This window comes from Psychrobacillus sp. (genome assembly GCF_032154225.1).
Classification (GTDB): domain Bacteria; phylum Bacillota; class Bacilli; order Bacillales_A; family Planococcaceae; genus Psychrobacillus.
Genome location: NZ_JALDYF010000012.1, coordinates 1 through 22,268, shown reverse-complemented (window position 1 = coordinate 22,268; position 22,268 = coordinate 1). Strand labels below are relative to the sequence as shown.

23 protein-coding genes are annotated in these 22,268 nt (G+C 36.9%); 17 read left to right on the top strand and 6 right to left on the bottom strand.

Annotated features, from left to right (window positions below; all coding sequences use genetic code 11):
- Positions 1–37 precede the first annotated feature (37 nt).
- Together RUH95_RS14715 and RUH95_RS14710 are read right to left on the bottom strand one after the other, a co-directional pair.
- A complete protein-coding gene (locus tag RUH95_RS14715) occupies positions 38–844 on the bottom strand; it encodes a polysaccharide deacetylase family protein (protein ID WP_313893649.1) in 807 nt (268 codons plus the stop codon).
- A gap of 550 nt (positions 845–1,394) precedes the next feature.
- Complete coding sequence (locus RUH95_RS14710) at positions 1,395–2,291, bottom strand: TIGR01777 family oxidoreductase (protein WP_313893648.1); 897 nt, start codon at positions 2,289–2,291, stop codon at positions 1,395–1,397.
- Between the two features lie 98 nt (positions 2,292–2,389).
- Here RUH95_RS14710 and recX point away from each other — a divergent pair, with 98 nt between their 5' ends.
- Genes recX through RUH95_RS14695 form a run of 3 tightly spaced genes read left to right on the top strand, consistent with a single transcriptional unit; the run spans position 2,390 to position 3,792 of the window.
- Complete coding sequence (recX, locus tag RUH95_RS14705; RefSeq protein WP_313893647.1) at positions 2,390–3,202, top strand: recombination regulator RecX; 813 nt, start codon at positions 2,390–2,392, stop codon at positions 3,200–3,202.
- Positions 3,195–3,524, top strand: a complete 330-nt coding sequence (locus RUH95_RS14700; protein WP_313893646.1) for a YfhH family protein — start codon at positions 3,195–3,197, stop codon at positions 3,522–3,524. The genes recX and RUH95_RS14700 overlap by 8 nt, the downstream gene beginning before the upstream one ends.
- Before the next feature lies 1 nt (position 3,525).
- Entirely contained in the window at positions 3,526–3,792 is a 267-nt protein-coding gene (locus RUH95_RS14695) for a YfhJ family protein (RefSeq protein WP_313893645.1), read from the top strand.
- A gap of 39 nt (positions 3,793–3,831) precedes the next feature.
- Here the strand turns inward: RUH95_RS14695 and RUH95_RS14690 are convergent, their stop codons facing one another.
- Positions 3,832–4,812 carry a metal-dependent hydrolase gene (locus tag RUH95_RS14690; RefSeq protein ID WP_313893644.1) on the bottom strand — a complete coding sequence of 327 codons (981 nt, stop codon included), beginning with the start codon at positions 4,810–4,812 and terminating at the stop codon, positions 3,832–3,834.
- Positions 4,813–4,906: 94 nt separating this feature from the next.
- On the opposite strand from RUH95_RS14690, the gene mutY reads away from it, so the two are divergent.
- The 10 genes from mutY to nikC all read left to right on the top strand — a co-directional run bounded on the left by mutY (position 4,907) and on the right by nikC (position 15,939).
- Positions 4,907–6,001, top strand: coding sequence for an A/G-specific adenine glycosylase (mutY, locus tag RUH95_RS14685; RefSeq protein ID WP_313893643.1), 1,095 nt, complete (start codon positions 4,907–4,909; stop codon positions 5,999–6,001).
- A gap of 3 nt (positions 6,002–6,004) precedes the next feature.
- Entirely contained in the window at positions 6,005–6,751 is a 747-nt protein-coding gene (gene fabL / locus RUH95_RS14680) for an enoyl-[acyl-carrier-protein] reductase FabL (protein ID WP_313893642.1), read from the top strand.
- Positions 6,752–6,792: 41 nt separating this feature from the next.
- Entirely contained in the window at positions 6,793–6,978 is a 186-nt protein-coding gene (locus RUH95_RS14675; protein WP_313893641.1) for a gamma-type small acid-soluble spore protein, read from the top strand.
- 138 nt (positions 6,979–7,116) lie between these two features.
- A complete protein-coding gene (ntdP, locus tag RUH95_RS14670) occupies positions 7,117–7,656 on the top strand; it encodes a nucleoside tri-diphosphate phosphatase (RefSeq protein ID WP_313893640.1) in 540 nt (179 codons plus the stop codon).
- A 622-nt stretch (positions 7,657–8,278) separates the two neighbouring features.
- Positions 8,279–10,033, top strand: coding sequence for an ABC transporter ATP-binding protein (locus tag RUH95_RS14665; protein WP_313893639.1), 1,755 nt, complete (start codon positions 8,279–8,281; stop codon positions 10,031–10,033).
- Positions 10,034–10,271: 238 nt separating this feature from the next.
- Positions 10,272–11,291 carry an ABC transporter ATP-binding protein gene (locus tag RUH95_RS14660; protein ID WP_313893638.1) on the top strand — a complete coding sequence of 340 codons (1,020 nt, stop codon included), beginning with the start codon at positions 10,272–10,274 and terminating at the stop codon, positions 11,289–11,291.
- Positions 11,266–12,249: an ABC transporter ATP-binding protein gene (locus RUH95_RS14655; RefSeq protein ID WP_313893637.1), complete on the top strand. Its 984-nt coding sequence runs from the start codon at positions 11,266–11,268 to the stop codon at positions 12,247–12,249. The genes RUH95_RS14660 and RUH95_RS14655 overlap by 26 nt, the downstream gene beginning before the upstream one ends.
- Before the next feature lie 26 nt (positions 12,250–12,275).
- A complete protein-coding gene (locus RUH95_RS14650; RefSeq protein WP_313893636.1) occupies positions 12,276–13,928 on the top strand; it encodes an ABC transporter substrate-binding protein in 1,653 nt (550 codons plus the stop codon).
- A 95-nt stretch (positions 13,929–14,023) separates the two neighbouring features.
- A complete protein-coding gene (locus RUH95_RS14645; RefSeq protein WP_313893635.1) occupies positions 14,024–15,028 on the top strand; it encodes an ABC transporter permease in 1,005 nt (334 codons plus the stop codon).
- A gap of 14 nt (positions 15,029–15,042) precedes the next feature.
- The gene (gene nikC, locus RUH95_RS14640; protein WP_313893634.1) at positions 15,043–15,939 is read left to right on the top strand and encodes a nickel transporter permease; all 897 of its coding nucleotides are present in this window, start codon (positions 15,043–15,045) and stop codon (positions 15,937–15,939) included.
- A 47-nt stretch (positions 15,940–15,986) separates the two neighbouring features.
- Here the strand turns inward: nikC and RUH95_RS14635 are convergent, their stop codons facing one another.
- Both RUH95_RS14635 and RUH95_RS14630 read right to left on the bottom strand, forming a co-directional pair.
- Positions 15,987–17,069, bottom strand: a complete 1,083-nt coding sequence (locus RUH95_RS14635) for an FUSC family protein (protein WP_313893633.1) — start codon at positions 17,067–17,069, stop codon at positions 15,987–15,989.
- 36 nt (positions 17,070–17,105) lie between these two features.
- A complete protein-coding gene (locus RUH95_RS14630; protein WP_313893632.1) occupies positions 17,106–18,398 on the bottom strand; it encodes a glutamate-1-semialdehyde 2,1-aminomutase in 1,293 nt (430 codons plus the stop codon).
- A gap of 125 nt (positions 18,399–18,523) precedes the next feature.
- Here RUH95_RS14630 and bcp point away from each other — a divergent pair, with 125 nt between their 5' ends.
- The 3 genes from bcp to perR all read left to right on the top strand — a co-directional run bounded on the left by bcp (position 18,524) and on the right by perR (position 20,511).
- Positions 18,524–19,006, top strand: coding sequence for a thioredoxin-dependent thiol peroxidase (bcp, locus tag RUH95_RS14625; RefSeq protein WP_313893631.1), 483 nt, complete (start codon positions 18,524–18,526; stop codon positions 19,004–19,006).
- Between the two features lie 3 nt (positions 19,007–19,009).
- Complete coding sequence (locus RUH95_RS14620; RefSeq protein WP_313893630.1) at positions 19,010–19,954, top strand: D-2-hydroxyacid dehydrogenase; 945 nt, start codon at positions 19,010–19,012, stop codon at positions 19,952–19,954.
- Between the two features lie 113 nt (positions 19,955–20,067).
- Entirely contained in the window at positions 20,068–20,511 is a 444-nt protein-coding gene (gene perR / locus RUH95_RS14615) for a peroxide-responsive transcriptional repressor PerR (RefSeq protein ID WP_313893629.1), read from the top strand.
- A 116-nt stretch (positions 20,512–20,627) separates the two neighbouring features.
- Here perR and RUH95_RS14610 read toward each other — a convergent pair whose 3' ends face one another.
- Positions 20,628–20,975: a YgzB family protein gene (locus tag RUH95_RS14610; RefSeq protein ID WP_313893628.1), complete on the bottom strand. Its 348-nt coding sequence runs from the start codon at positions 20,973–20,975 to the stop codon at positions 20,628–20,630.
- 130 nt (positions 20,976–21,105) lie between these two features.
- Here RUH95_RS14610 and RUH95_RS14605 point away from each other — a divergent pair, with 130 nt between their 5' ends.
- The gene (locus RUH95_RS14605) at positions 21,106–21,975 is read left to right on the top strand and encodes a nucleotidyltransferase-like protein (RefSeq protein ID WP_313893627.1); all 870 of its coding nucleotides are present in this window, start codon (positions 21,106–21,108) and stop codon (positions 21,973–21,975) included.
- Positions 21,976–22,268 lie beyond the last annotated feature (293 nt).

Below are 22,268 nucleotides of genomic sequence, written 5' to 3'. Positions count from 1 at the left end.
GTCCTTTATAATCTTTCTTCTATTATAAAGGACAATATCATGGTTGCAAAGAAAGCGGAATACCCAGATTATTCATATTAAGTTCATCGAGTGTACCAAATGTGTATCCCATTTTTCTTGCTTCCTTTATAAACATTGGAAGGCCTTCCGCATTATCGGGTGAAACTGTATGCATGAGAATGATAGCACCAGGATGAATTTGCGACATTAGTTGGTCATAAGCATATTTACCACCCTTTTTCTGATCTTTATGCCAATCAATAAATGCAACAGACCAAAAAATATGTTGATACCCAACTTCCTTGGCAGCTTCTAAAACTTGATCATTAAAAACACCAGCAGGTGGTCTTGTTACAGTAGTTCTTTCTAATGAAGTAAGTTCTTTTAAACGACTATCGAATTTCTGTAATTCTTTTTTGATTTCCTCTTTCGAAAGTTTGGCTAAATTAGGATGTCCGTATGTGTGGTTACCGATTTGGTGACCTTCATCAATCATCCGTTTTACTAAAGGGGTGGCACTTTCTAAATAATGCCCAGTTAAAAAGAATGTAGCACTAATTTTTTCTGCTTTTAGTGTATCTAATATGCTTTCTGTATAGCCATTTTCATATCCATTGTCGAACGTAAAGTACAGTATTTTTTCATCTGCTTTTCCTTTATAAATTGCACCATGTCTTTCGAGCATTGCATCTAGCTCTGGGCCAGCCTCTGCTTGTATTTCATTTTTTGCTTTTTTCATCCCCCAATGTAATTCTTCAGCTTGTGCTGAAAAAGGCTGATAGAAAACGCCGATGGTAAGTATTATAGCAGCTAAAGTTAGCCCGAATACATGATATTTCCACATAAAAACGCAACCTTTCTTTTTACATAGGTTGCGCTTTGGAATGTAATTTATTCACACGCCTGTTGATTAACCATTTTATTCAGTTTTGTATTTTCGTTCACTTTTTACATAATGTGATTCTTAACGAATAGCCACTATGCCACCGCGCTTGCCGCACCTTGCATGAGCCAACTTGTGCTGTGCTCAAGTGGGTCTCATACTTCGGCTCATGCGGCCCAGCGCGCTACGGAATCAAGTGTTTTACTTTTTATATAGATAAGTAATCATGGGAAATGATCTATAAAATGCAAGGTGGAATTTACAATTTGCACTTGTTAAATAATTTACCTTCTCATTCGTTGCTTTGATTTTTTAGTTGGAAAACTATTTATTCGTTCGCTTTTCTAAGAAATATTGCTTCCATTCTAAATAAATAGCAAGCTCCAGTGGATTGAAGCGAAGGGGTGGCGACTCCAGCGGGAAACGTCCACCCCTGTAAAGAAAATCCCAGCGGAAATTGCCATTAAGACGCATTTTATGTGAAATAGGTTAATGAGCAGGATTGATTTATTCATTTATAAATATCGGTTAAAGCTTTTGTTAAATGATCGAATTCAAAAGTGAAGCCGTTGTTTATTAATACTTCTGGAATGACATGTTGTCCTTCTAAAACTAACTGGCTTTTTTCACCGAGTGCGAGTTTTAGTGCAAATGCTGGGACAGGGAAGTAATGTGGACGATGTAAAACTGCGCCAATTACTTTTCCAAAATCGTTCATCGTTTTTGCGTGTGGAGCTGCAACATTGAAAGGTCCGTGTATATCATGCTCTATTGCAAAAAGTAGCGCCCTTGCAACATCCCGAACATGAATCCATGAAAGCCATTGGCGGCCTGATCCAACCGTCCCACCTACAAACATTTTATAAGGCAATACCATTAGTGGAAGTGCTCCTTCGCTTTTCCCTAAGATGATACCAAATCGACCGAAAGCAACGCGAGTGCCAAATTGCTCGGCTGTTTTTGCTTGTTGTTCCCAATCTTGTACTGTTTTAGCTAAAAAGTCTGTTCCGAGTGGAGTAGATTGTTCTGTGTATATTTTGTCAGTTGAGGCTTGATAAATACCAATTGCACTTGCATTGACGAGAACTTTTGGTTTGACTTGAAGTTTTTCTAGTATGCGAAGTACTTCATTCGTGACTTCTATACGACTAGTATAAATTTTCTTTTTTTGGAGTTCAGTCCATCTGCCATTATTAATCGACTCCCCAGCAAGATTGACGATTGCATCGATACCTTCTAGTTCTTTTTCAGGATGTGCATTTGTAGTTAACCACTTAATATACGTAATGCCATTTGCAGCGATTTTTTCGGACCGAGTTAAGATGAATACCTCATGTCCTTGATTAACGAGAAGTTGCGTTAATTCATTTCCAACAAAGCCAGTTCCGCCAGTAATTGCAATTTTCATGTTCAAAACCTCCTTAAAACAATATTAGCATGCGAAACGTTTATCACCTACGAACATATGCGTTATAATAGTAGGAAGTGAAATGGAGAGGTTTGTTCATGCCGGTTATTACGAAAATAGGTAGACAAAAAAATAATAATGAACGATATAATTTATATTTGGATGAAAAATATGCTTTTAGTGTAGATGAAGCAGTACTTATTAAGTACCAGCTTTCAAAAGGAAAAGTAATTGAAGCATTCACAATAGATGAAATCGTTTTTGATGATGAAGTGAGAAAGGCTTATAATAAGGCGATTAACTTTTTAAGTTATCGAATGCGAAGTGAGCATGAGGTAAAGAAAAAATTACAAATGAGTGAATTTGGAGAATCTGTTATTTTGGAAGCGATTCGAAAATTATACGAGCATGGATTTTTAAATGACGAGAGTTTTACAAAAGCATTAGTAGCAACGCAAAAGAAAAATAGTAAAAAAGGTCCAGGGGCGATTCGGCAAGAACTAAAGAAAAAAGGAATTGAGAAGGACCTCCAAGAAGAAGTACTAGCTACTTATACAGAGGATGAGCAGTTGACCATTGCACGTACATTAACAGAAAAAATCATCCATCAAAGCCAAGATAAAACACCGAGGCAAATAAAGCAAAAAGTGCAGGAAGCATTGCTTCGTAAAGGATATAATTTCACGATTATTTCTCAAGCAATCGCTTCGTTTGAGCTAGAAAAAGAGCAAGAAGAATGGGAAGATATTATTGGATCCCAAGGTGATAAAGTGTGGAGAAAGTATTCATCCAAATATGTGGGATATGATTTGAAAAAACGAGTTAAGCAGGCACTTTATCAAAAAGGCTTTCCTGCTGAACATATAGATGTTTATATAGAACAGAAGGGGCTGGAACAGCAAGATGAATGAGAAAAAATATGGTGACATGACAGAACAGGAACTACGCACGGAAATTGCTAACTTAAAAGAGAAAGCTAGAAAAGCAGAGCAGCTTGGTATTATAAATGAGTTTGCGGTGTATGAAAGAAAAGTAGCGATGGCTCAGGCGTATTTAATCGATCCATCTACGATTAAAGCCGGTGAAATGTATCGTATAACAGGAGATCCAGGAATGTTCTTTCAAGTGGAATATTTGAAAGGAAGATTCGCATGGGGTTATCGACTAGGCGGAGATCGCTATGAAGAAGCATTACCAATCTCATTACTCGAAGCTTTGAAGGAAGGGAAATAATATGCAAATACAAATAGATAATTTAACGAAGCAATTACTTGAAAAAAATGATCAATTATCGGCTTCAAAGGCAAGAGTGTGGATTGAGCTACTTTGGTCTGATTTTGAATCATCTTATGCACGTGCAGGATATGATTACAAAGGCACGGCGGTAACAGAAATGGTTATTAAAAAGTGGATTGAAGGTTACGGCGACCAACTGCATGAATTTGCACATACAAATGAAAAATATAAGCATTTATTAGAGGTAGATGACTTTTTGAATTAATAAAACGCTAGGAAATCATTTTCCTAGCGTTTCGAGTTTTTAATTGGGCATGAAGTCGAGTTTTTTACGTAGCTTATCTTCACTAAATATCCAGCCTGTATAGGAGTTGACTATTTCTAAGTCCTCATTTAAGTGAGCAACTGCAACGAACGGATAATAATCATTACTTCTATAACGTAAGTCGATCAATCTAACTTCATGTAACTTATCAAACGACGTAATTTCCCATCTAAAGATTGGTGAAAAAGAAGTAAAGGCACTTAAATTTTTATCTTTTAATGCGGCTTTTACTAATTCAGATTCAGGAAGTGGAACTCGTTCAAACTTATCGTAAATCGTAATCGAACGCCCATATGCTCGTCCTACATAATGATGCGTTTCTGAAATTGCAGCAATGCGCCATTGGAAAAACTTCATCGTCGGTGCAACAATAATTTGTTCAGCATTTGGAATTGTATGCTTTACAGCATTTTTTACAGCCCCTTGGACGGCAAATCGTAGTATATAGTAAGCGAAGATTATCGCGTACATAATGAGAAACGTTAGTATAGGGTTAGCACCAAGCATCCAAAATAGTAAACCGACAATATGCAACCCAAAAATAATCGGGTCAAATGTATTTATCACACCAAGTGCTACCCATTTTCTTGAAAACGGTCGCAATGCTTGTGTTCCATAAGAATTAAAAATATCTACAAATACATGTAGAAAAACGGCTAAAAAAGTCCAAAGCCATAGATGAAGAAAATTTGCATCTTGTAAAATGAACCATAGTACAGATGAAATAAGTATTGGCCACAGAAGTACAGCAGGAATGGAATGTGTTATTCCACGATGATGTCGAATATATACTGCATTATTACGCAGCTTTAGGACAGTATCAATATCGGGTGCTTGAGATCCGATAATAGTACCAGCAATAACAGCAGTTGTCGTGATGGAACTTCCAGCAACAACAGGATCAGCTAGTGCTAACCCACCTAGTGCAATACCCATAACTATATGTGTACCTGTATCCATGCTAATTCAGCTCCTTTTGGGCTACAAGTTAGTTTTATCATAAGATAAATTTAGCGAAATAACAAAGAACTTATTAATATATAGTCGATTATTTATGACAATAATCGCAAGGAAGGATTTTACATTGGATAATTTATATAAACAACAAATAAGAACTGCTTTAGTTTCTTGGTTTGAAGAAGAAAAGCGTGATCTACCTTGGAGAAAAACGACGGATCCATATAAAATTTGGGTTTCAGAAGTAATGCTTCAACAAACAAAAGTAGATACTGTCATACCTTATTATGAAAGATTTATTATGAAATATCCATCATTAGCATCTTTAGCGAATGCACCAGAAGAAGAATTACTGAAACAGTGGGAAGGATTAGGCTATTATTCGCGTGCAAGAAATTTACAAGCAGGCGTAAAGGAAGTTGTCGAAACTTACGAAAGTGTTGTTCCTTCTACAAGAAAAGAAATTTCTAAGCTAAAAGGTGTTGGTCCATATACAGCTGGAGCAGTTCTTAGCATTGCTTATGGTGTACCGGAGCATGCAGTGGATGGAAATGTGATGCGTGTGCTTTCCCGTCTTTTATTGATACATGAAGATATTGCCAAGCCAAAAACGAAAAAAATATTCGAAGAAGCAGTGATGGAATTAATAGATGAAGAAAATCCATCTGCCTTTAACCAAGGATTAATGGAGCTAGGAGCAGTTATATGTACTCCGACGAAACCTAAGTGTTTACTTTGTCCTGTCAGAGAATATTGCACTGCTTTTTTTGAAGGGAAGCAAGAAGAACTACCAGTTAAAACGATTATTAAAAAAACGAAAATACATAAAGTAAAATCAGTTGTCATCCAATCGGCTGATGGGAAAGTATTATTGGAAAAACGATCTTCAAAAGGGTTACTGGCGAGTTTATGGCAGTTTCCAATGGTGGAGCTTCCAACAAAAAATTACTCAATAGAAAAAATAATTGCGAATGACTATAAAGTAAATGTAAAAATAGGGGAAGAGCTAGCGGCTTTCAAGCATATTTTTTCTCATTTAGTATGGGAAATGGAAAGTTTCGAAGCGCAGTTAGAAACAGAAATGGAACTTCCATCTACTTGTAAATGGTTTACAATAGAAGAAATAAATAATCAACCAATGCCAGTTCCAGTATTGAAAATTTGGAGCGCATGGAAGGAAAGGAATTTGTAGACAATGACGACAAACAAAGTAGCTTTAGTAACAGGAAGCAGTAGAGGTTTAGGGAAGGCAATCGCAATTGAACTTGCGAAAAATGGATATGATATCGTTGTAAACTATGCTAGAAGTAAAACGGCAGCACTCGAAACCGTTCAAGAAATAGAAGCGCTAGGTCAGAAAGCCTTACTCGTCCGTGCTAATGTTGGAGATGTAGAAAAATTACGTGCAATGTTCCAAACGATTAAAGAAGAATTTGGACGCTTAGATATTTTTGTAAGCAATGCTGCTTCTGGAGTGTTGCGTCCAATCATGGAGCTGGAAGAATCGCATTGGGATTGGACAATGAATATTAATGCGAAAGGAATGCTATTTGGAGCACAAGAAGCTGCGAAGTTAATGGACCGTGGCGGGAAAATTCTTGGTGTTAGCTCGTTAGGCTCTATTCGTTATTTGGAGAACTACACAACTGTGGGCGTATCGAAAGCGGCGATTGAATCCCTTACACGATATTTAGCCGTAGAGCTTGCTGAAAAAGGGATTACCGTAAACACAGTTTCCGGAGGAGCATTAGACACAGATGCATTGAAGCATTTTCCAAATCGAGAAGAGCTTTTAGAAGATGCCCGTGTAAATACTCCAGCAGGAAGAATGGTTGAAATAGAAGATATGGTGAAAACAGCGATGTTTTTACTTTCTGACGATGCTACGATGATACGTGGGCAAACGATTATCGTAGATGGTGGAAGATCGATTAAAATGTAAAAAAATAATATGAATAGAACTGCGAAAGGTGCACATGATATATGTGTACGGAGGTGAAATCCATGAAAAAGAATAACAGTAAACAACCAAACCAGCCAAACCAAAACCAAGAGTTTGCTACGGAAACTGATATTCAAAAAGTAAAAGAACAAAACCAACAAGCAGAGTTGAAAAAACAAAAAGCGAGTGGGCAGAAAGCAAATAGTTCTTTTAACGAAACAAAATAATTACATGGATTCACCGAAATCAGCGAGGGCATTTTGCCTTCGCTGATTTTTTTACTATAGTTTTTCGATACGAATGGTTATAATAATAAAATAAGTAAAAAAATTTAATCTTGCGCTTGATGAAAAGGTGGCTAGATCATGGCGATTCCAACCGAAGGAGAAATAATTCAAATTCACAGCTACAAGCATAATGGCCGCATCCACCGTGTCTGGCAGGAAACGATGGTTTTAAAAGGGACCAAAAATATTGTCATTGCAGCAAATGAACGAACTCTAGTAACAGAAGCAGACGGTAGAACCTGGGTTACAAGAGAGCCTTCCATTTGTTATTTTCATGCAGAACATTGGTTCAACATTATTTGTATGCTAAGAGAAGATGGTGTATATTATTACATTAACATGAGTTCACCATTCGTCTATAAAAATCAACGATTAAAGTATATTGATTATGATTTGGATGTAAAGGTTTTTCCTGACATGACGTATACGATTCTTGATGAAGATGAATATGCTCAGCACAAAAAAGATATGAATTATCCTGAAGAGATTGATGGTATTCTGAATAGAAATTTAGAAAAGTTAATTACTTGGATAAAGCAGAGGAGAGGTCCATTTGCTCCTGATTTTATCGAAGCTTGGACAAGTCGTTATCAATTTTACAAACAGTTAAATGAGTAGAGGGAAAACCTGTTGAAAGTAGCAACAGGTTTTTCTAGTAGGGGAGAAAGGTAATGGATTCGGGTTCAAGCGGACGCTTCAGCCGCTTCCTTCGCTTCGCTCAGTTCAGGGTCTTCTGATCGGTGCGCCTGCCACTTCGCTTTCGGTGTAAAAAACATCCCCTGTTCCCGTCAGAGTCGCCGCTTTTCACTCCATCCATTCCGCTTAAAAAGATGGGATCATTGTTCATTCTATTCACTGATTTAAAAGAGTGGCTGATTCTATATAGAAAGCATAAGTGAAAAAGTTTAATTACTTTGACTTGAATGAAGACTATTGATAATAATGTTACATAGCACTTTTCTTAAGATGGTGTTAATTCTTTCGAGACATTCTGTTATTTGTATTGTTTGGAAAAGCGTCCGCTCGACTCCAGCGGGAAAGCGATGTCATTTTGACCCCGCAGGAAAGATACTGGCTTTGCGACGAGTAACCGCAGGAGTACTTGTTTTTTTGCGCGACGAGGAGGCAAAATGCTACGCCCGCAGAAAGGCGTAGCGGTAAGCTTTGGAAAACAACTAAGTAAGGTGAATATGTACTTAAAAGCGCTTGCGCTTTTCTTATTTTGAAAGGAAGTAATTCAATGGGCTCGATGAAACGATATATGCAATTTGTTAAACCGTACAATTTTCAAATATTTTTAACACTTATCATTGGTATTATTAAATTCGCCATTCCTTTATTCATACCACTCCTTATTAAAATAGTCATTGACGACATTATAGGAGCACCTGATTTAACGTCGGATGAAAAGATAAAGCAATTATTTTATTGGCTTGGAGGAACTGCATTAATCTTTTTGATTATGCGCCCACCAATTGAGTATTACAGACAATATTTAGCACAATTAGTAAGCAATAAAATATTGTATGATATTCGTGAAAAGCTTTACATGCATCTACAAAAGCTAAGCTTAAAATATTATTCAAATACACGAGCTGGAGAAGTTATTTCCAGAGTGATTAATGATGTCGAGCAGACGAAAAACTTTGTCATGATTGGACTTATGAATGTTTGGTTAGATTTAGCAACGATACTAATTGCAATCGGTATTATGCTGACGATGAACGTTAAACTAACGCTCGTAACATTAATCGCTTTTCCTTTTTATGCTTTTAGTGTGAAATACTTTTTCGGCAAGCTTCGTGATTTAACGAAAAAAAGATCGCAAGCATTAGCTGGTGTACAAAGTTATTTACATGAACGTGTACAAGGCATGAGTATTATAAAGACATTTACATTAGAAAAGCATGAACAAAAATTATTTAACGATGCCAATGAAGAATTTTTAGACAAAGCTATCGATCAAACTGTTTGGAATGCTAAAGCATTTGCAGTTGTTAATACAATTACAGATATCGCTCCATTATTAGTTATTGCTTATGCAGGATATGAAGCGGTTAATGGAAGATTATCCGTCGGTACTATGGCAGCATTCATCGCATATATCGAACGCTTATACAGTCCTTTAAGACGTTTAGTTAATTCATCTACAACGCTAACGCAATCGTTTGCATCTATGGACCGCGTATTCGAATTAATGGATGAAAAATATGATATTGTTGATAAAGATGGGGCAGAAAAATTAGAGCATGCAACTGGAAAAATTACTTTTTCGAATGTTTCATTCCAATACGAAAAAGATGGAAATACGATACTTAATCAAATAGATTTTGAAGTAAACGCAGGAGAAACGGTTGCATTTGTTGGGATGAGTGGTGGAGGGAAATCCACAATCATTAGCTTGATACCAAGGTTTTATGATGTAACAAGTGGCAGTGTGTTAATTGATGGAAAAGATATACGGGATTTAACAATAGAATCATTAAGAAGCCATATTGGTTTAGTTTTACAAGATAATATTTTGTTTAGTGATTCAGTGAAATCGAATATATTAATGGGAAATCCGGATGCTACTGATGAAGAAGTAATTGCAGCAGCAAAAGCAGCTAATGCGCATGAATTTATAATGGAATTGCCGGAAGGATACGATACAAAGGTTGGAGAAAGAGGAGTGAAACTTTCTGGTGGTCAAAAACAGCGTGTTGCAATTGCACGAGTATTTTTGAAAAATCCGACTGTTTTAGTTCTAGATGAAGCAACCTCCGCATTAGATTTAGAGAGTGAAGCGTTAATCCAAGATTCTTTAGAACGTTTAGCTTCGAATCGTACAACAATGATCGTAGCTCATCGACTTTCAACGATTACACATGCGGATAAAATATTCGTAATCGATCATGGAGAGCTTGTTGAAATGGGAACTCATAAAGAATTAATGGACAGTAAAGGTGTATATCATAAATTATTTCAAGTACAACAATTGGGATTAGACAATTAAAGAAAAGCGCTCTATTAGTCATTTTTAGACTATCAGAGCGTTTTTTTAGTATATACAGGAGATGAATGGAAACTTGTATTCTTGCATGAAAATACAGAAAAAATTGGATGCTATGTATGATGAAAGACGTATGACCTTTTTATTTAAGTATTGCAAATAATCGAATCTTGTGTAAAATAACTAATATAATATTCAAATAAAATAGAATTTTTAGATTTTTGTGAAGAGGGGGAACAACATGACAGAGCGTAAAGTAATTTTGGAAGTCAAAGACCTTCAAACTTCTTTTTTCACAGATGATGGAGTTATAGCATCCGTTGATTATGTTGACTTTAATATTAAAGAAGGCGAAATACTAGGTATTGTAGGGGAGTCGGGTTGCGGTAAAAGTGTTACGTCACTTTCGATTATGGGACTCGTTCCTAGTCCACCTGGCAAAATTACAAATGGTCAAATTTTATTCAAAGGAAAAGATTTGACGAAGCTTTCCGAAAGAGAAATGCGTAAAGTTCGTGGTAACGATGTAGCAATGATATTTCAAGAACCGATGACATCATTGAATCCTTTATTCACAATAGGAAATCAACTTACCGAAGCGGTTACATTACATAAAAAAGACTGGAGCAAAAAACAAGCACATGCAAGAGCGGTAGAAATGATGAAGTTAGTCGGATTGCCAAGAGCAGAGGAATTGATGAAGGAATATCCGCACCAGCTCTCTGGAGGTATGAGACAGCGTGTCATGATTGCAATGGCACTAGTATGTGAACCTCAAGTGTTGATAGCAGATGAACCAACAACTGCGCTAGATGTAACGATTCAAGCACAAATATTAAAACTAATGCGAGAACTTAATGAACGTTTAAATACAGCGGTTCTTTTAATCACACATGATTTAGGGGTTGTTGCTGAAACTTGTGAACGAGTTGTTGTAATGTACGCCGGTAAAGTGGTTGAGGAAGGTACTGTAGAAACGATTTTCAATAATCCCGAACATCCTTATACAAAAGGGTTAATCGCATCCGTACCAGATATGCGTTATAAAAAGCAGCGTCTATACTCCATCCAAGGAAGTGTACCTAAACCTGGAACGATAAAACTAGGATGTCGATTTGCAGCTCGTTGCGAATCCGCATTTGGTCGATGTACTGAGGAAAATCCTCCATTATATCAAACATCCAAAGGTCATCAAACAAGATGTTTCTTATACGATGAAAAGGAGGTAACAACTCATGACAGAGCCGCTGTTGAAAGTTGAAGGTTTAAAAAAGTACTTTCCAATTCATAAAGGCTTACTAGGAAGACAAAGTGGTTATGTGAAAGCAGTAGATGACGTTTCCTTTTTCGTTAATGAAGGAGAAACACTTGGTATTGTAGGCGAGTCTGGCTGTGGGAAATCTACTACTGGTCGAATGCTTATGAGATTACTAGAGCCAACAGAAGGAAAAGTATATTTTGATGGAAAAGAGTTAACGGATATTTCTAAAGCAGAAATGCGAAAAGCTAGAAGAGAAATTCAAATGGTTTTTCAAGATCCATATGCATCTTTAAATCCACGACATACAATAGAGAAAATTTTAACAGAACCTCTTATCGTGCATAACATAGGTGATGCGAAAAGTCGTAAAAAGAAAGTACATGAGTTTTTGGAGATTGTTGGTTTAAGCAGCTATCATGCAAAAAGATATCCACATCAATTTAGTGGGGGGCAACGTCAACGTATTGGCATTGCCCGAGCATTGATGACGAATCCAAAGCTAATTATAGCGGACGAACCAGTGTCTGCATTAGACGTTTCAATTCAAGCACAAGTTCTGAATCTTATGCAAGATTTACAGAAAGAGTTAAAGCTTACCTACATTTTCATCGCACATGATCTTGGAGTTGTTCGACATATTAGTGATCGTGTTGGTGTTATGTATTTAGGAAAAATGGTTGAGCTATCAACTAGTGAGTCTCTCTATGCAGAGCCACTTCATCCATATACAAAAGCATTACTGTCGGCTGTACCAGTTCCTGACCCAGAGTTTAGGAGGGAACAAATTATATTAGAAGGAGATATTCCGAGTCCTTCGAATCCACCAACTGGTTGTACATTCCATACAAGATGTCCATTTAAAATGGATAGCTGTACAACAATTGTACCAAAGCTTGAAGAAGTAAAACCTGGTCATTTTGTTGCCTGCCATTTATATAATGAGCAAGTGCAGCATTGATAATAAATAATTTTGGAGGGGTCAATTTGGGGAAAAAGAAAATATGGTCATTTTTATTAATGATGTTAGTAGCTTTAACTGTAGTCCTAGCTGCATGTTCTTCTGAGAAGGAAACAGGCGGAGAAAAAGAATCAGGCACAGATAAAGAAACAGAAGGAACTACAACTGAAGGAGCAACAGAACAAGGAGAAGAGAAAGTTCTTATCTTCGGTCGAGGAGGGGACTCAGTATTCCTAGATCCTATCGCTTCAACAGATGGCGAGTCATTCAAAGTTACACAAAACCTTTTTGAAACTTTATTAAACTTTGGTGAACAAGATACAACGATTAACCCAGGTTTAGCGAAAGAGTGGGCAGCATCTGAAGATGGTCTTACTTACACATTTACCCTTCAAGAAGGGGTTAAATTCCACGACGGTACAGACTTAAATGCAGAAGCTGTTGTGAAAAACTTCGAACGTTGGGCAAATGGGTCGGAAGATAAATTCCCGTACTATGCTTCTATGTTTGGTGGATTTAAAGACGATGAAGGTCATGTAATCTCATCTGTTACTGCAGATGGAGATAACAAAGTTGTTATCACATTAAAACGCGCACAAGCACCTTTCTTAAAAAATATCGCTATGAGTCCATTTGGAATCGCGAGTCCAACTGCATTTGAAGCAGCTGGCGATAAATTTAGTGATAATCCAGTAGGTACTGGACCATTCAAATTTGTAGAATGGAAACGTAATGATTCAATCACTATTGAAAAGTTCGACGGTTATTGGGTTGATGGTCTTCCAAAACTTGATAAAATCGTTTTCCGTGCGATTCCGGATAACTCAGCTCGTTTAAATGCATTACTTACTGGCGAAATTGATTTAGCAGACGGTGTTAACCCTGCCGATGGTGTAACAGTAGAAGGAGAGTCAAGCTTACAATTATTTGAACGTCCATCTATGAACGTTGGATACCTTGGTTTAACAGTTACTCGTCCTCCGTTCGACAATGTAAAAGTACGTCAAGCGATGAATTATGCAATTGACAAACAATCTATCATTGATGCTTTCTTCGAAGGACGCGCTGAAATGGCGAAAAATCCGATGCCACCAGCAATCAGTGGTTACAATGATGATATTCCAGGTTATGAATATAACCCTGAAAAAGCAAAAGAACTGTTAGCTGAAGCAGGACTTGCAGATGGCTTTGAAATGGAACTATGGGCAATGCCAGTTCCACGTCCATATATGCCAGATGGAACAAAAGTTGCAGAAGTTATTCAAAAGAACTTAGCAGATGTTGGTATTAAAGCAAAAATCGTTTCTTACGAGTGGGCTACTTATTTAGAAAAAGCTAAAAACGGAGAAGCAGATGCATTTATGTTAGGTTGGACAGGTGATAACGGAGATGCAGATAACTTCATCTACGTATTACTTGACGGAGATAATATCGGAAGTAATAACTACACATATTATGACAACAAAGACTTACACAAAATCCTAATCGAAGCACAAACAGAAGTTGACGAAGATAAGCGTAATGAATTGTATAAGCAAGCTCAAGAAATCGTACATGCAGATGCACCTTGGGTACCACTTGCTCACTCAACTCCATTACTTGCAGGTAAAGCGGATATTACTGGTTTCTTACCACATCCAACTGGATCTGACAAATTAACTAACGTTGACTTTAAGTAATAAGCTTGTGGGGGAGAAGTCTTCGTGATTTCTCCCTTTTCTTTGTTTTCAAAATGCAACAGCAATATTAAGTATTAGATGGAGAGGTGAAGACAATGCTTCACTATATCGGAAAAAGGTTATTACAATTAATCCCCGTTTTGCTCGGCATGACATTTGTCGTATTTATGATTATCCGTGCAATTCCTGGTGATCCAGCGCAAGTTATTTTAGGACAGCTTGCATCCAAGGAAGCGATAGAAGCATTACGAGCAAAGCTTGGATTAGACAATCCTTGGTATACGCAATATTTTGATTACCTACTTGGACTTCTTAAAGGAGACTTAGGGGAGTCAATGAGAACGATGCAGCCGGTTGCCAAAGAAGTCTGGCCTTATTTAGCAGCAACATTTGAGTTAGCTTTATTTGCAATTATTGTCGCTGTAATAATCGGAGTGAATGCGGGAATTATCTCTGCTTGGTTCCAAAATTCTTGGTTCGATTACTTAGCAATGATTTTAGCTTTAATCGGTGTTTCGATGCCAATCTTTTGGTTAGGGTTAATGGAACAATGGATTTTCGGTATCGAACTTCAATGGTTCCCAACAACGGGTCGTGAAGAGGTCCGGAATCCAGTTGAAGCGGTCACCAACCTATATGTAATCGATACTATTTTGAACGGTAGATTTGATCAGTTAGGACAAGTGCTGAAGCATTTAGTATTGCCGGGAATTGCACTTGGAACAATTCCAATGGCTATAATTGCTCGTATGACAAGATCAAGTATGCTAGAAGTAATGCGTGCTGATTATGTTCGTACTGCAAGAGCTAAAGGACAAAAAATGTTTTGGGTTGTATACAAGCATGCATTGAAAAATGCAATTATTCCTGTATTGACTGTTATCGGTCTTCAAATGGGATTATTACTAGGTGGAGCAATTTTAACTGAAACGATATTTGGATGGCCTGGTATCGGAAGATATATTTATGACGCTATTCAATTCCGTGACTATCCAGTAATCCAATCAGGAATTTTAATTGTTGCATTTATCTTCGTTATGATTAATTTATTTGTGGATATATTATATGGTCTTATAGATCCGCGGATCAAATACGACTAAAAGGAGGAATGAGCATGTCCGAAATGGTTCCGAACTCGACAAAAGAAACAGTTGTGATCAAAGATAAGTCGACCGGTCCTTGGCTAGATGCATGGCGAGGCTTTCGTAAAAACAAAGTAGCGCTGGTTGGAGCAGGGATTGTCTTGTTCTTCATATTTTTAGCGATTTGGGGTCCATTTTTTGCACCACAAGGGATTAATGATCAGCTTTTAAAAGATCGTTTAAAGCCACCATCTAGTATGTATTGGTTCGGTACGGACGACTTTGGTCGTGATATTTTTTCACGTATCATTCATGGAGCAAGAATATCATTGGGAGTTGGATTTTTCTCAGTTATTGGATCTGTAGTTGTAGGAAGTATTTTAGGAATAGTAGCTGGTTATTATGGTAAATGGGTAGATACAATTATTTCAAGGATTTTTGATATAATGCTAGCTTTCCCAAGTATTTTACTAGCTATTGCGGTTGTGTCTGTATTAGGACCATCTTTACGAAATGCTTTAATCGCAATTGCTATTATTAATGTTCCAAACTTTGGACGATTAATCCGCTCGAAAGTATTGAGTATTAAAGAGGAAGAGTATATTACGTCTGCGAAAGCAATCGGAATGAGGGATGTGCGAATTTTATTTTCTCATATTCTTCCGAATTCAATGGCACCAGTAATTGTAGCAGGAACTTTAGCTATTGCTTCTGCGATAATTGAAGCAGCAGCACTTGGATTTCTTGGCCTTGGCGCACAAGCACCAGCTCCTGAGTGGGGCAAAATGCTAGCGGATGCACGTATGTATTTACGTAATGCACCGTGGACAATGATTTTCCCAGGTCTTGCAATAATGTTAACAGTGCTAGGATTTAACTTGATGGGCGATGGTCTTCGGGATGCACTAGATCCTCGAATGAAAAACTGATTTTGTCATAGTAAAAACGAGCCTCCTAATTATAGGAGGCTCGTTTTTTAATATGAAGTTTCTTCTATTTGTACAGTTAATTCTGTTCCATGAAAGTTAATATATGATGTGATTAGTGTATCTAAATGTTCAAGTTGTTCTTCGTATTCCAATATAGAAGATAATAAATGCAATAAATGGTAAGTGGAAAAATCTTCATCCGTTTCTGTTAAAGCAATTTGTTGGACGAATATATCCATAACTTCCTGCCTCTGCATAAACGCTTCAGAATTATTCCATTCCATATGTTCTGGTTTTAACTTACCGATGAATTTCAAATGCAACTGCTCGTGATAAGTTAGTAATGCATCTATACGCTCTTTGATCATCATTCGAAAATGTTGTGGAAGCTTCATTAGTTCATTTTCATGCAAATGTAGTCTTTGTAAAACGTCTATGCTCCTATAAGAAGATGAAATCAGTTCGCGATAGACAACAAGTTTTCTTCCCTTAGTGAATCGAGACTTTTTCGAATATCCACGCTCTTCTTTGAAAAGTAAGTAAAGCTGATCAATTCGAATGAGTCGATCTTTTATTTGCCCGATAGCAAGCTTGGTAGAGTTATGGTCGGAAGCATGTCTGACTGCAATGCGTATCCACCGAATTACTTCGTCTTGTGTGTAGTGAATAGAGCTAAACAGTCTTGTTTCGTATTTAGGAGGCATGAATGCAAAATTCACGATAAATGCTGCAATAACACCTACGAGTATAGTAGCAAAACGTATTAGGGCAAAAGTTAAAAAATCATCGCTTTGTATTTCCATAATCGCAATAACAGTTACTAATGCTAATGAAATTGTCTTTTCGAGCTTGAATTTAATCATAATCGAAATTGCAACAATCGCAGCAAAGCCTACGATTACGATATGATTGCCAAACATTAAAGCAAATATTACTGCAATCGCAGCTCCAATAAGATTAGACTGTATTTGTTCTATAACGGTCAAATACGACCTGTAAATAGAAGGTTGAATAGCGAAAATAGCGGCAATCCCTGCAAAAACAGGACTAGGGAGCTGCAAAATATCTGCAACAAATAATGCAAAAACAATGGCTACTCCAGTTTTGATAATTCGAGCTCCTAGTTTCATAAATAAATCTGTCCTTTCTTACCTATCTAAAGTGAATTAGTCATTTAGATGAGCAAATGCATGATCCACTGCAAGAAGTGTATCTTGAATATCTTGATCCGTATGCGCAGTAGTAATGAACCAAGCCTCGTATTTAGATGGAGCAAGGTTAACACCTTGTGCAAGCATTAGCTTAAAGAATTTAGCGAATAATTCTCCATCCGTTGCTTCTGCCTGTTCATAGTTTTCTACCTTTATATCGGTAAAGTATACAGATAGCGCACCTTTAATACGATTAATTGTAATTGTAACAGCATGTTTTTTTGCAGCTGCGAGTATACCAGCTTCTAATATAGCACCGAGTCTGTCAAGTTCCTCGTATACTCCTGGTTGTTGTAATAATTCAAGACAAGCAATACCCGCTTGTATAGACGCAGGATTACCAGCCATAGTTCCCGCTTGATATGCAGGACCTAATGGTGCTACTTGTTCCATAATTTCTTTTTTTCCACCATATGCTCCGATTGGAAGGCCGCCACCAATAATTTTGCCTAATGCTGTTAAGTCAGGTGTTTCATTTAACATAGTTGATGCAGCACCGTAATGGAAACGGAAAGCAGTAATTACTTCATCATAGACAATAAGTGCTCCTTTTTCTTTTGCTAGCTTATGCACAAGTGGTAAGAAGCCTTCGTTTGGTTCAACCATTCCGAAGTTTCCAACAATCGGTTCTACTAAAATACATGCTAGTTCTTCTCCCCATTTTTCCATTGCTTCTTCAAATGCTTGTGGATCGTTAAAAGGGATCGTGATTACTTCTTTTGCAATCGATTGTGGTACGCCTGCTGAATCCGGTATTCCAAGAGTTGCAGGACCTGAACCTGCTGCAACTAATACTAAATCGGAATGACCATGATAACACCCAGCAAATTTCATCACTTTTACTCTGCCAGTGTACGCACGAGCTACGCGTATTGTTGTCATGACAGCTTCAGTTCCAGAATTAACAAAGCGAACTTTATCCATAGATGGAATTGCTTCTTTTAACATTTTAGCAAATGTCACTTCATGTCTTGTTGGTGCCCCATACAATAAACCCGTTTGTGCTGCTTTAGTAAGTGCTGCTGTAATATGAGGATGAGCATGCCCAGTAATGATAGGACCGTATGCCGCTAAATAGTCTATGTATTTATTGCCATCGACATCATAAAAATAAGCGCCTTCCGCTCTTTCCATTACAGTTGGAGAGCCACCACCAACCGCTTTATATGATCGGGATGGACTGTTAACCCCACCTACGATATGTTCTAATGCATCTGCATGTATTTGTTCTGACATAGTTCTTTTCATTTTGAAATACCTCCGCATGTTTTGTCTGTATCTATTGTAGACAATAATGGCTGAAAAGGCTAAAGAAAATTGAATCTAAACATTATATTCGGTACGATAGAAGTAGAAATAGAGGAGGTTGCAACATGCAAACACTTGAAGGAATGATCGCACCAAAGTTTTCATTAAAAAATGAAGCTGGAGAAATAGTATCGCTAGAAGATTTTGCAGCAAAAAAATATGTTGTTTTATACTTCTACCCAAAGGATGCGACTCCAACATGCACAACGGAAGCATGTGACTTCCGAGATTCATATGAAGCTTTTCAAAATTTAAATGCCGTAATATTAGGTGTAAGTGCAGATAGTGAGAAACAGCATACTAAATTTATAGAGAAGCACGGGCTACCATTTTCACTGTTAGTAGATGATGCACATGAAGTATCAGAAGCATATGGTGTATGGAAATTGAAAAAAAACTTCGGCAAAGAGTATATGGGCATTGAGCGATCTACTTTTTTAATAGATCCAACAGGCACAATTGTGAAAGAGTGGCGCAAAGTAAAAACGAAAGGACATGTCGAAGATGCTTTAGAAACACTAAAAATAATTACGAGTACTGGAGAATGACGGATGAAAATATTATTTTCTTTTTTACCAAAATTAGAACAACAAACAGCTCTAATCGAAAGCTTTCCAGCTATTCAGTTTAACTTTCAAAAGCCTTTAGACGTAGACGCCTTAAAAACTGCGGACGTGTTAGTAACTTATGGAGAGGATTTACAAGCTTCTCATATTGAAACTGCAACTAACTTGAAGTGGATAATGGTTGCTTCGGCCGGTTTAGAGAAGATGCCTTTAAACGAAATTGCTCATCGAGGAATCGTAGTGACGAATGTAAGAGGGATTCACAAAATACCGATGGCCGAATCCATTTTGGGGCATATCCTTTCCATTAAAAAATCACTTTCAGTAATTGCTGACAATCAAAGAAAAGGCGAGTGGACTAATCGAATCCAATCTTCCGAGCTTTTTGGATCAACAGCGTTATTAATAGGACCAGGAGCAATTGGTGGTGAAGTAGGGAGAATTCTCCAAGCATTTGGTGTACAGACAATTGGCTGTAATCGAAGTGGAAAAATATCTGACGATATGAATGAAATGATTTCTTTTGAAGAACTTAAAGATGTGCTTCCGAAAGCGGATATTGTCATTTCTATTTTACCTAGTACAGAACAAACAAAGGGCTTATTAACGTATGAGCATTTTCAGTGTATGAAGCGAACGGCTATTTTTATGAATTTTGGAAGAGGAGATGTCGTCAAAGAAGACGAACTTCTTCGCGCGCTCCAAGAGGAATGTATTTCATTTGCAGTATTGGACGTATTCGAAAAAGAACCATTAGGAGCAGGGCATCCATTTTGGGCAATGAAAAATGTAATCGTTTCCCCGCATGTTTCTAGTCACTCTTCTCAATACGTTGTGCGTGCACTTGAAATTTTCTCAAATAATTTAACGAAATGGTTGAATGGAAACATAGAGCTGGACAATCTCATTGATGTGAAAAGGGGATACTAGGGGACTTTGGTTTGTCGTTTGGGTTTATTAAATTTGACAGTAGACTCTTTTTTTCATTATACTTATTGTAACAATTACAAACTAATAATAAATATGAAAAGAGGTGCATAGCGATGACGGAAGTACATTTAAGAGATGCTTTAGATACTTTAAAGACAACTGGAGTACGTATTACACCGCAGCGCCATGCGATACTGGAATTTATCATCCAATCTATGTCACATCCTACAGCGGACGATATATATAAAGCGCTTGAAAGTAAATTCCCAAGCATGAGTGTTGCAACTGTATACAATAATTTGCGTGTTTTCAGAGAAGCAGGACTTGTGAAGGAACTTACTTATGGAGATTCTTCAAGCAGATTTGATTTTGTTACAAATGATCATTATCATATGATTTGTGATAAATGCGGCAAGATAGTAGATTTTCATTATCCAGGTTTGGATGAAGTAGAGCATTTAGCTTCTCACCTTACTGGATTTGATGTAAGTTATCATCGTATGGAGATTTACGGAGTATGTCCAACTTGTAAAGAACATGCAACAAAGGTTCAATAAAACGAAGCATAGTAATTTGAGCGGGACCACGAATAGTGGACACTTTTTAAAAAGTGCCCTATTCGTTTTTTTTATGAACTAGGTTAATAAAAAAACACTTTGCAAAAAGCAAAGTGTTAAGATCTTTTTCTATTTAATTTTTCATCAAATTCTTGCCCTTCAAGTGTTGGATCCAATGTTAATGGTTCCTTACAATACATACACATATCTACGCGACCTAATATTTTTGTATGCTTGCCACAATTAGGACATTCAACTTGTACAGCTTTGGTGGATAATAAACCAATCCAAGCATAAACAGCGGTGCTTCCAAAAATGGAAATCAATCCGAGTGACATGAAGATGATAACTAGAATAGGGTTTTCTCTAAAGAATATTGCCCCATACATGATGATGAATCCAAAGAACACTAGTCCTAATGCAAAGGAACGAATTCGATTTATTTTGTTTTTATAGGGTTTCATTTTTTAACCTCCTAATTTCTAAATACACTATATCATATATCTTCAAAAAGTAATGTTTTTATATAATGATAGAAGGAAAAAGAAAATGCTTGTCGAAAGTCTATATATAGGAAGTAAAGGAGGCAACATCTTGGAAGCATTATTGAGACCAATTTATCAAGAACGTGCAAGTGACCCAGATACGCTAGGAATTATTTGGGTAGAAAAGCGTGAAGAAGTTAGCCCAATTACGGATACGTTTGATTCTATTTTATTTATTTTAACAAAGAACGAGGAACAACCAATATTCACCAAGCATTATACATTTCATAATCAGAAAGCTGCTTTACATATTATTTCGGAGAAGCAGTTAAGAAAATGGTTGTTATTAGGAACGAACCCTAAGTTAGTTGATTGGCTACTTAATGGGAGAGTAGTTTTTGATCGAAATGAGTTTGTTGAGGAAATGAGACGAGAGTTAGATGATTTCCCTATCAATGGCAGGAAAATAAGAATGGGGATTGAATTCGCTAAGTTAACTAGACGTTATTTAGAAGGTAAATTATTTTTTGAGCAGTTGAATTATTTGGATGCATATAATCAAATAGTAGATTCTCTTCATCATTTAGCGCGTTTAGCTGTGTTTGAAAATGGAATGCATCCAGAAGTGATGGTGTGGAAACAAGTGAAACAATTAGATCCCTCCATCTATAAATTGTATGATGAGTTAGTTTCAAGTGAGGAATCTTTAGAGAAAAGGTTAGAACTTTTATTCTTGGCCAGTGAATTTTTAATTCATTCTCGAACAAAAGATGGAGCACATCATATACTTGAAGTGTTAGCGACGAAAGATCATTGGACAATACAGGAGATCCATGAACAAGAGGAATTGAAAAATTACTCAGTGGATTTAGAGGTTTTTATTGAGTTTTTAATAGAAAAAGGTTTTATTATGATTGAAAAAAAAGCAACGAAAAGCACTGATATCATGCATAGATACTACAAAGTAGAGCCAAAATAAGTTGTACTTGTGAAGTGGGCGATTATTTCGCCCATTTTTATTGTTGACATACTGGTTGATTCTATTGTAAGATAATAAACGTCGTCAAGAACGGCGTTGAAAATAATGATGAAAAAAGTTTTTTGAAAAACTTCTTGACTCTACAACAACACGATGATAAATTAGAGAAGTCGCAAAAAACGACTTACCAAAATGAACATTGAAAACTGAACATGCAAAACGTTAAGAAATATAGCTAGAAAGATTAACTTCGGTTAACTGGACAGCAAAACAATTTGGACATCATTTAATGA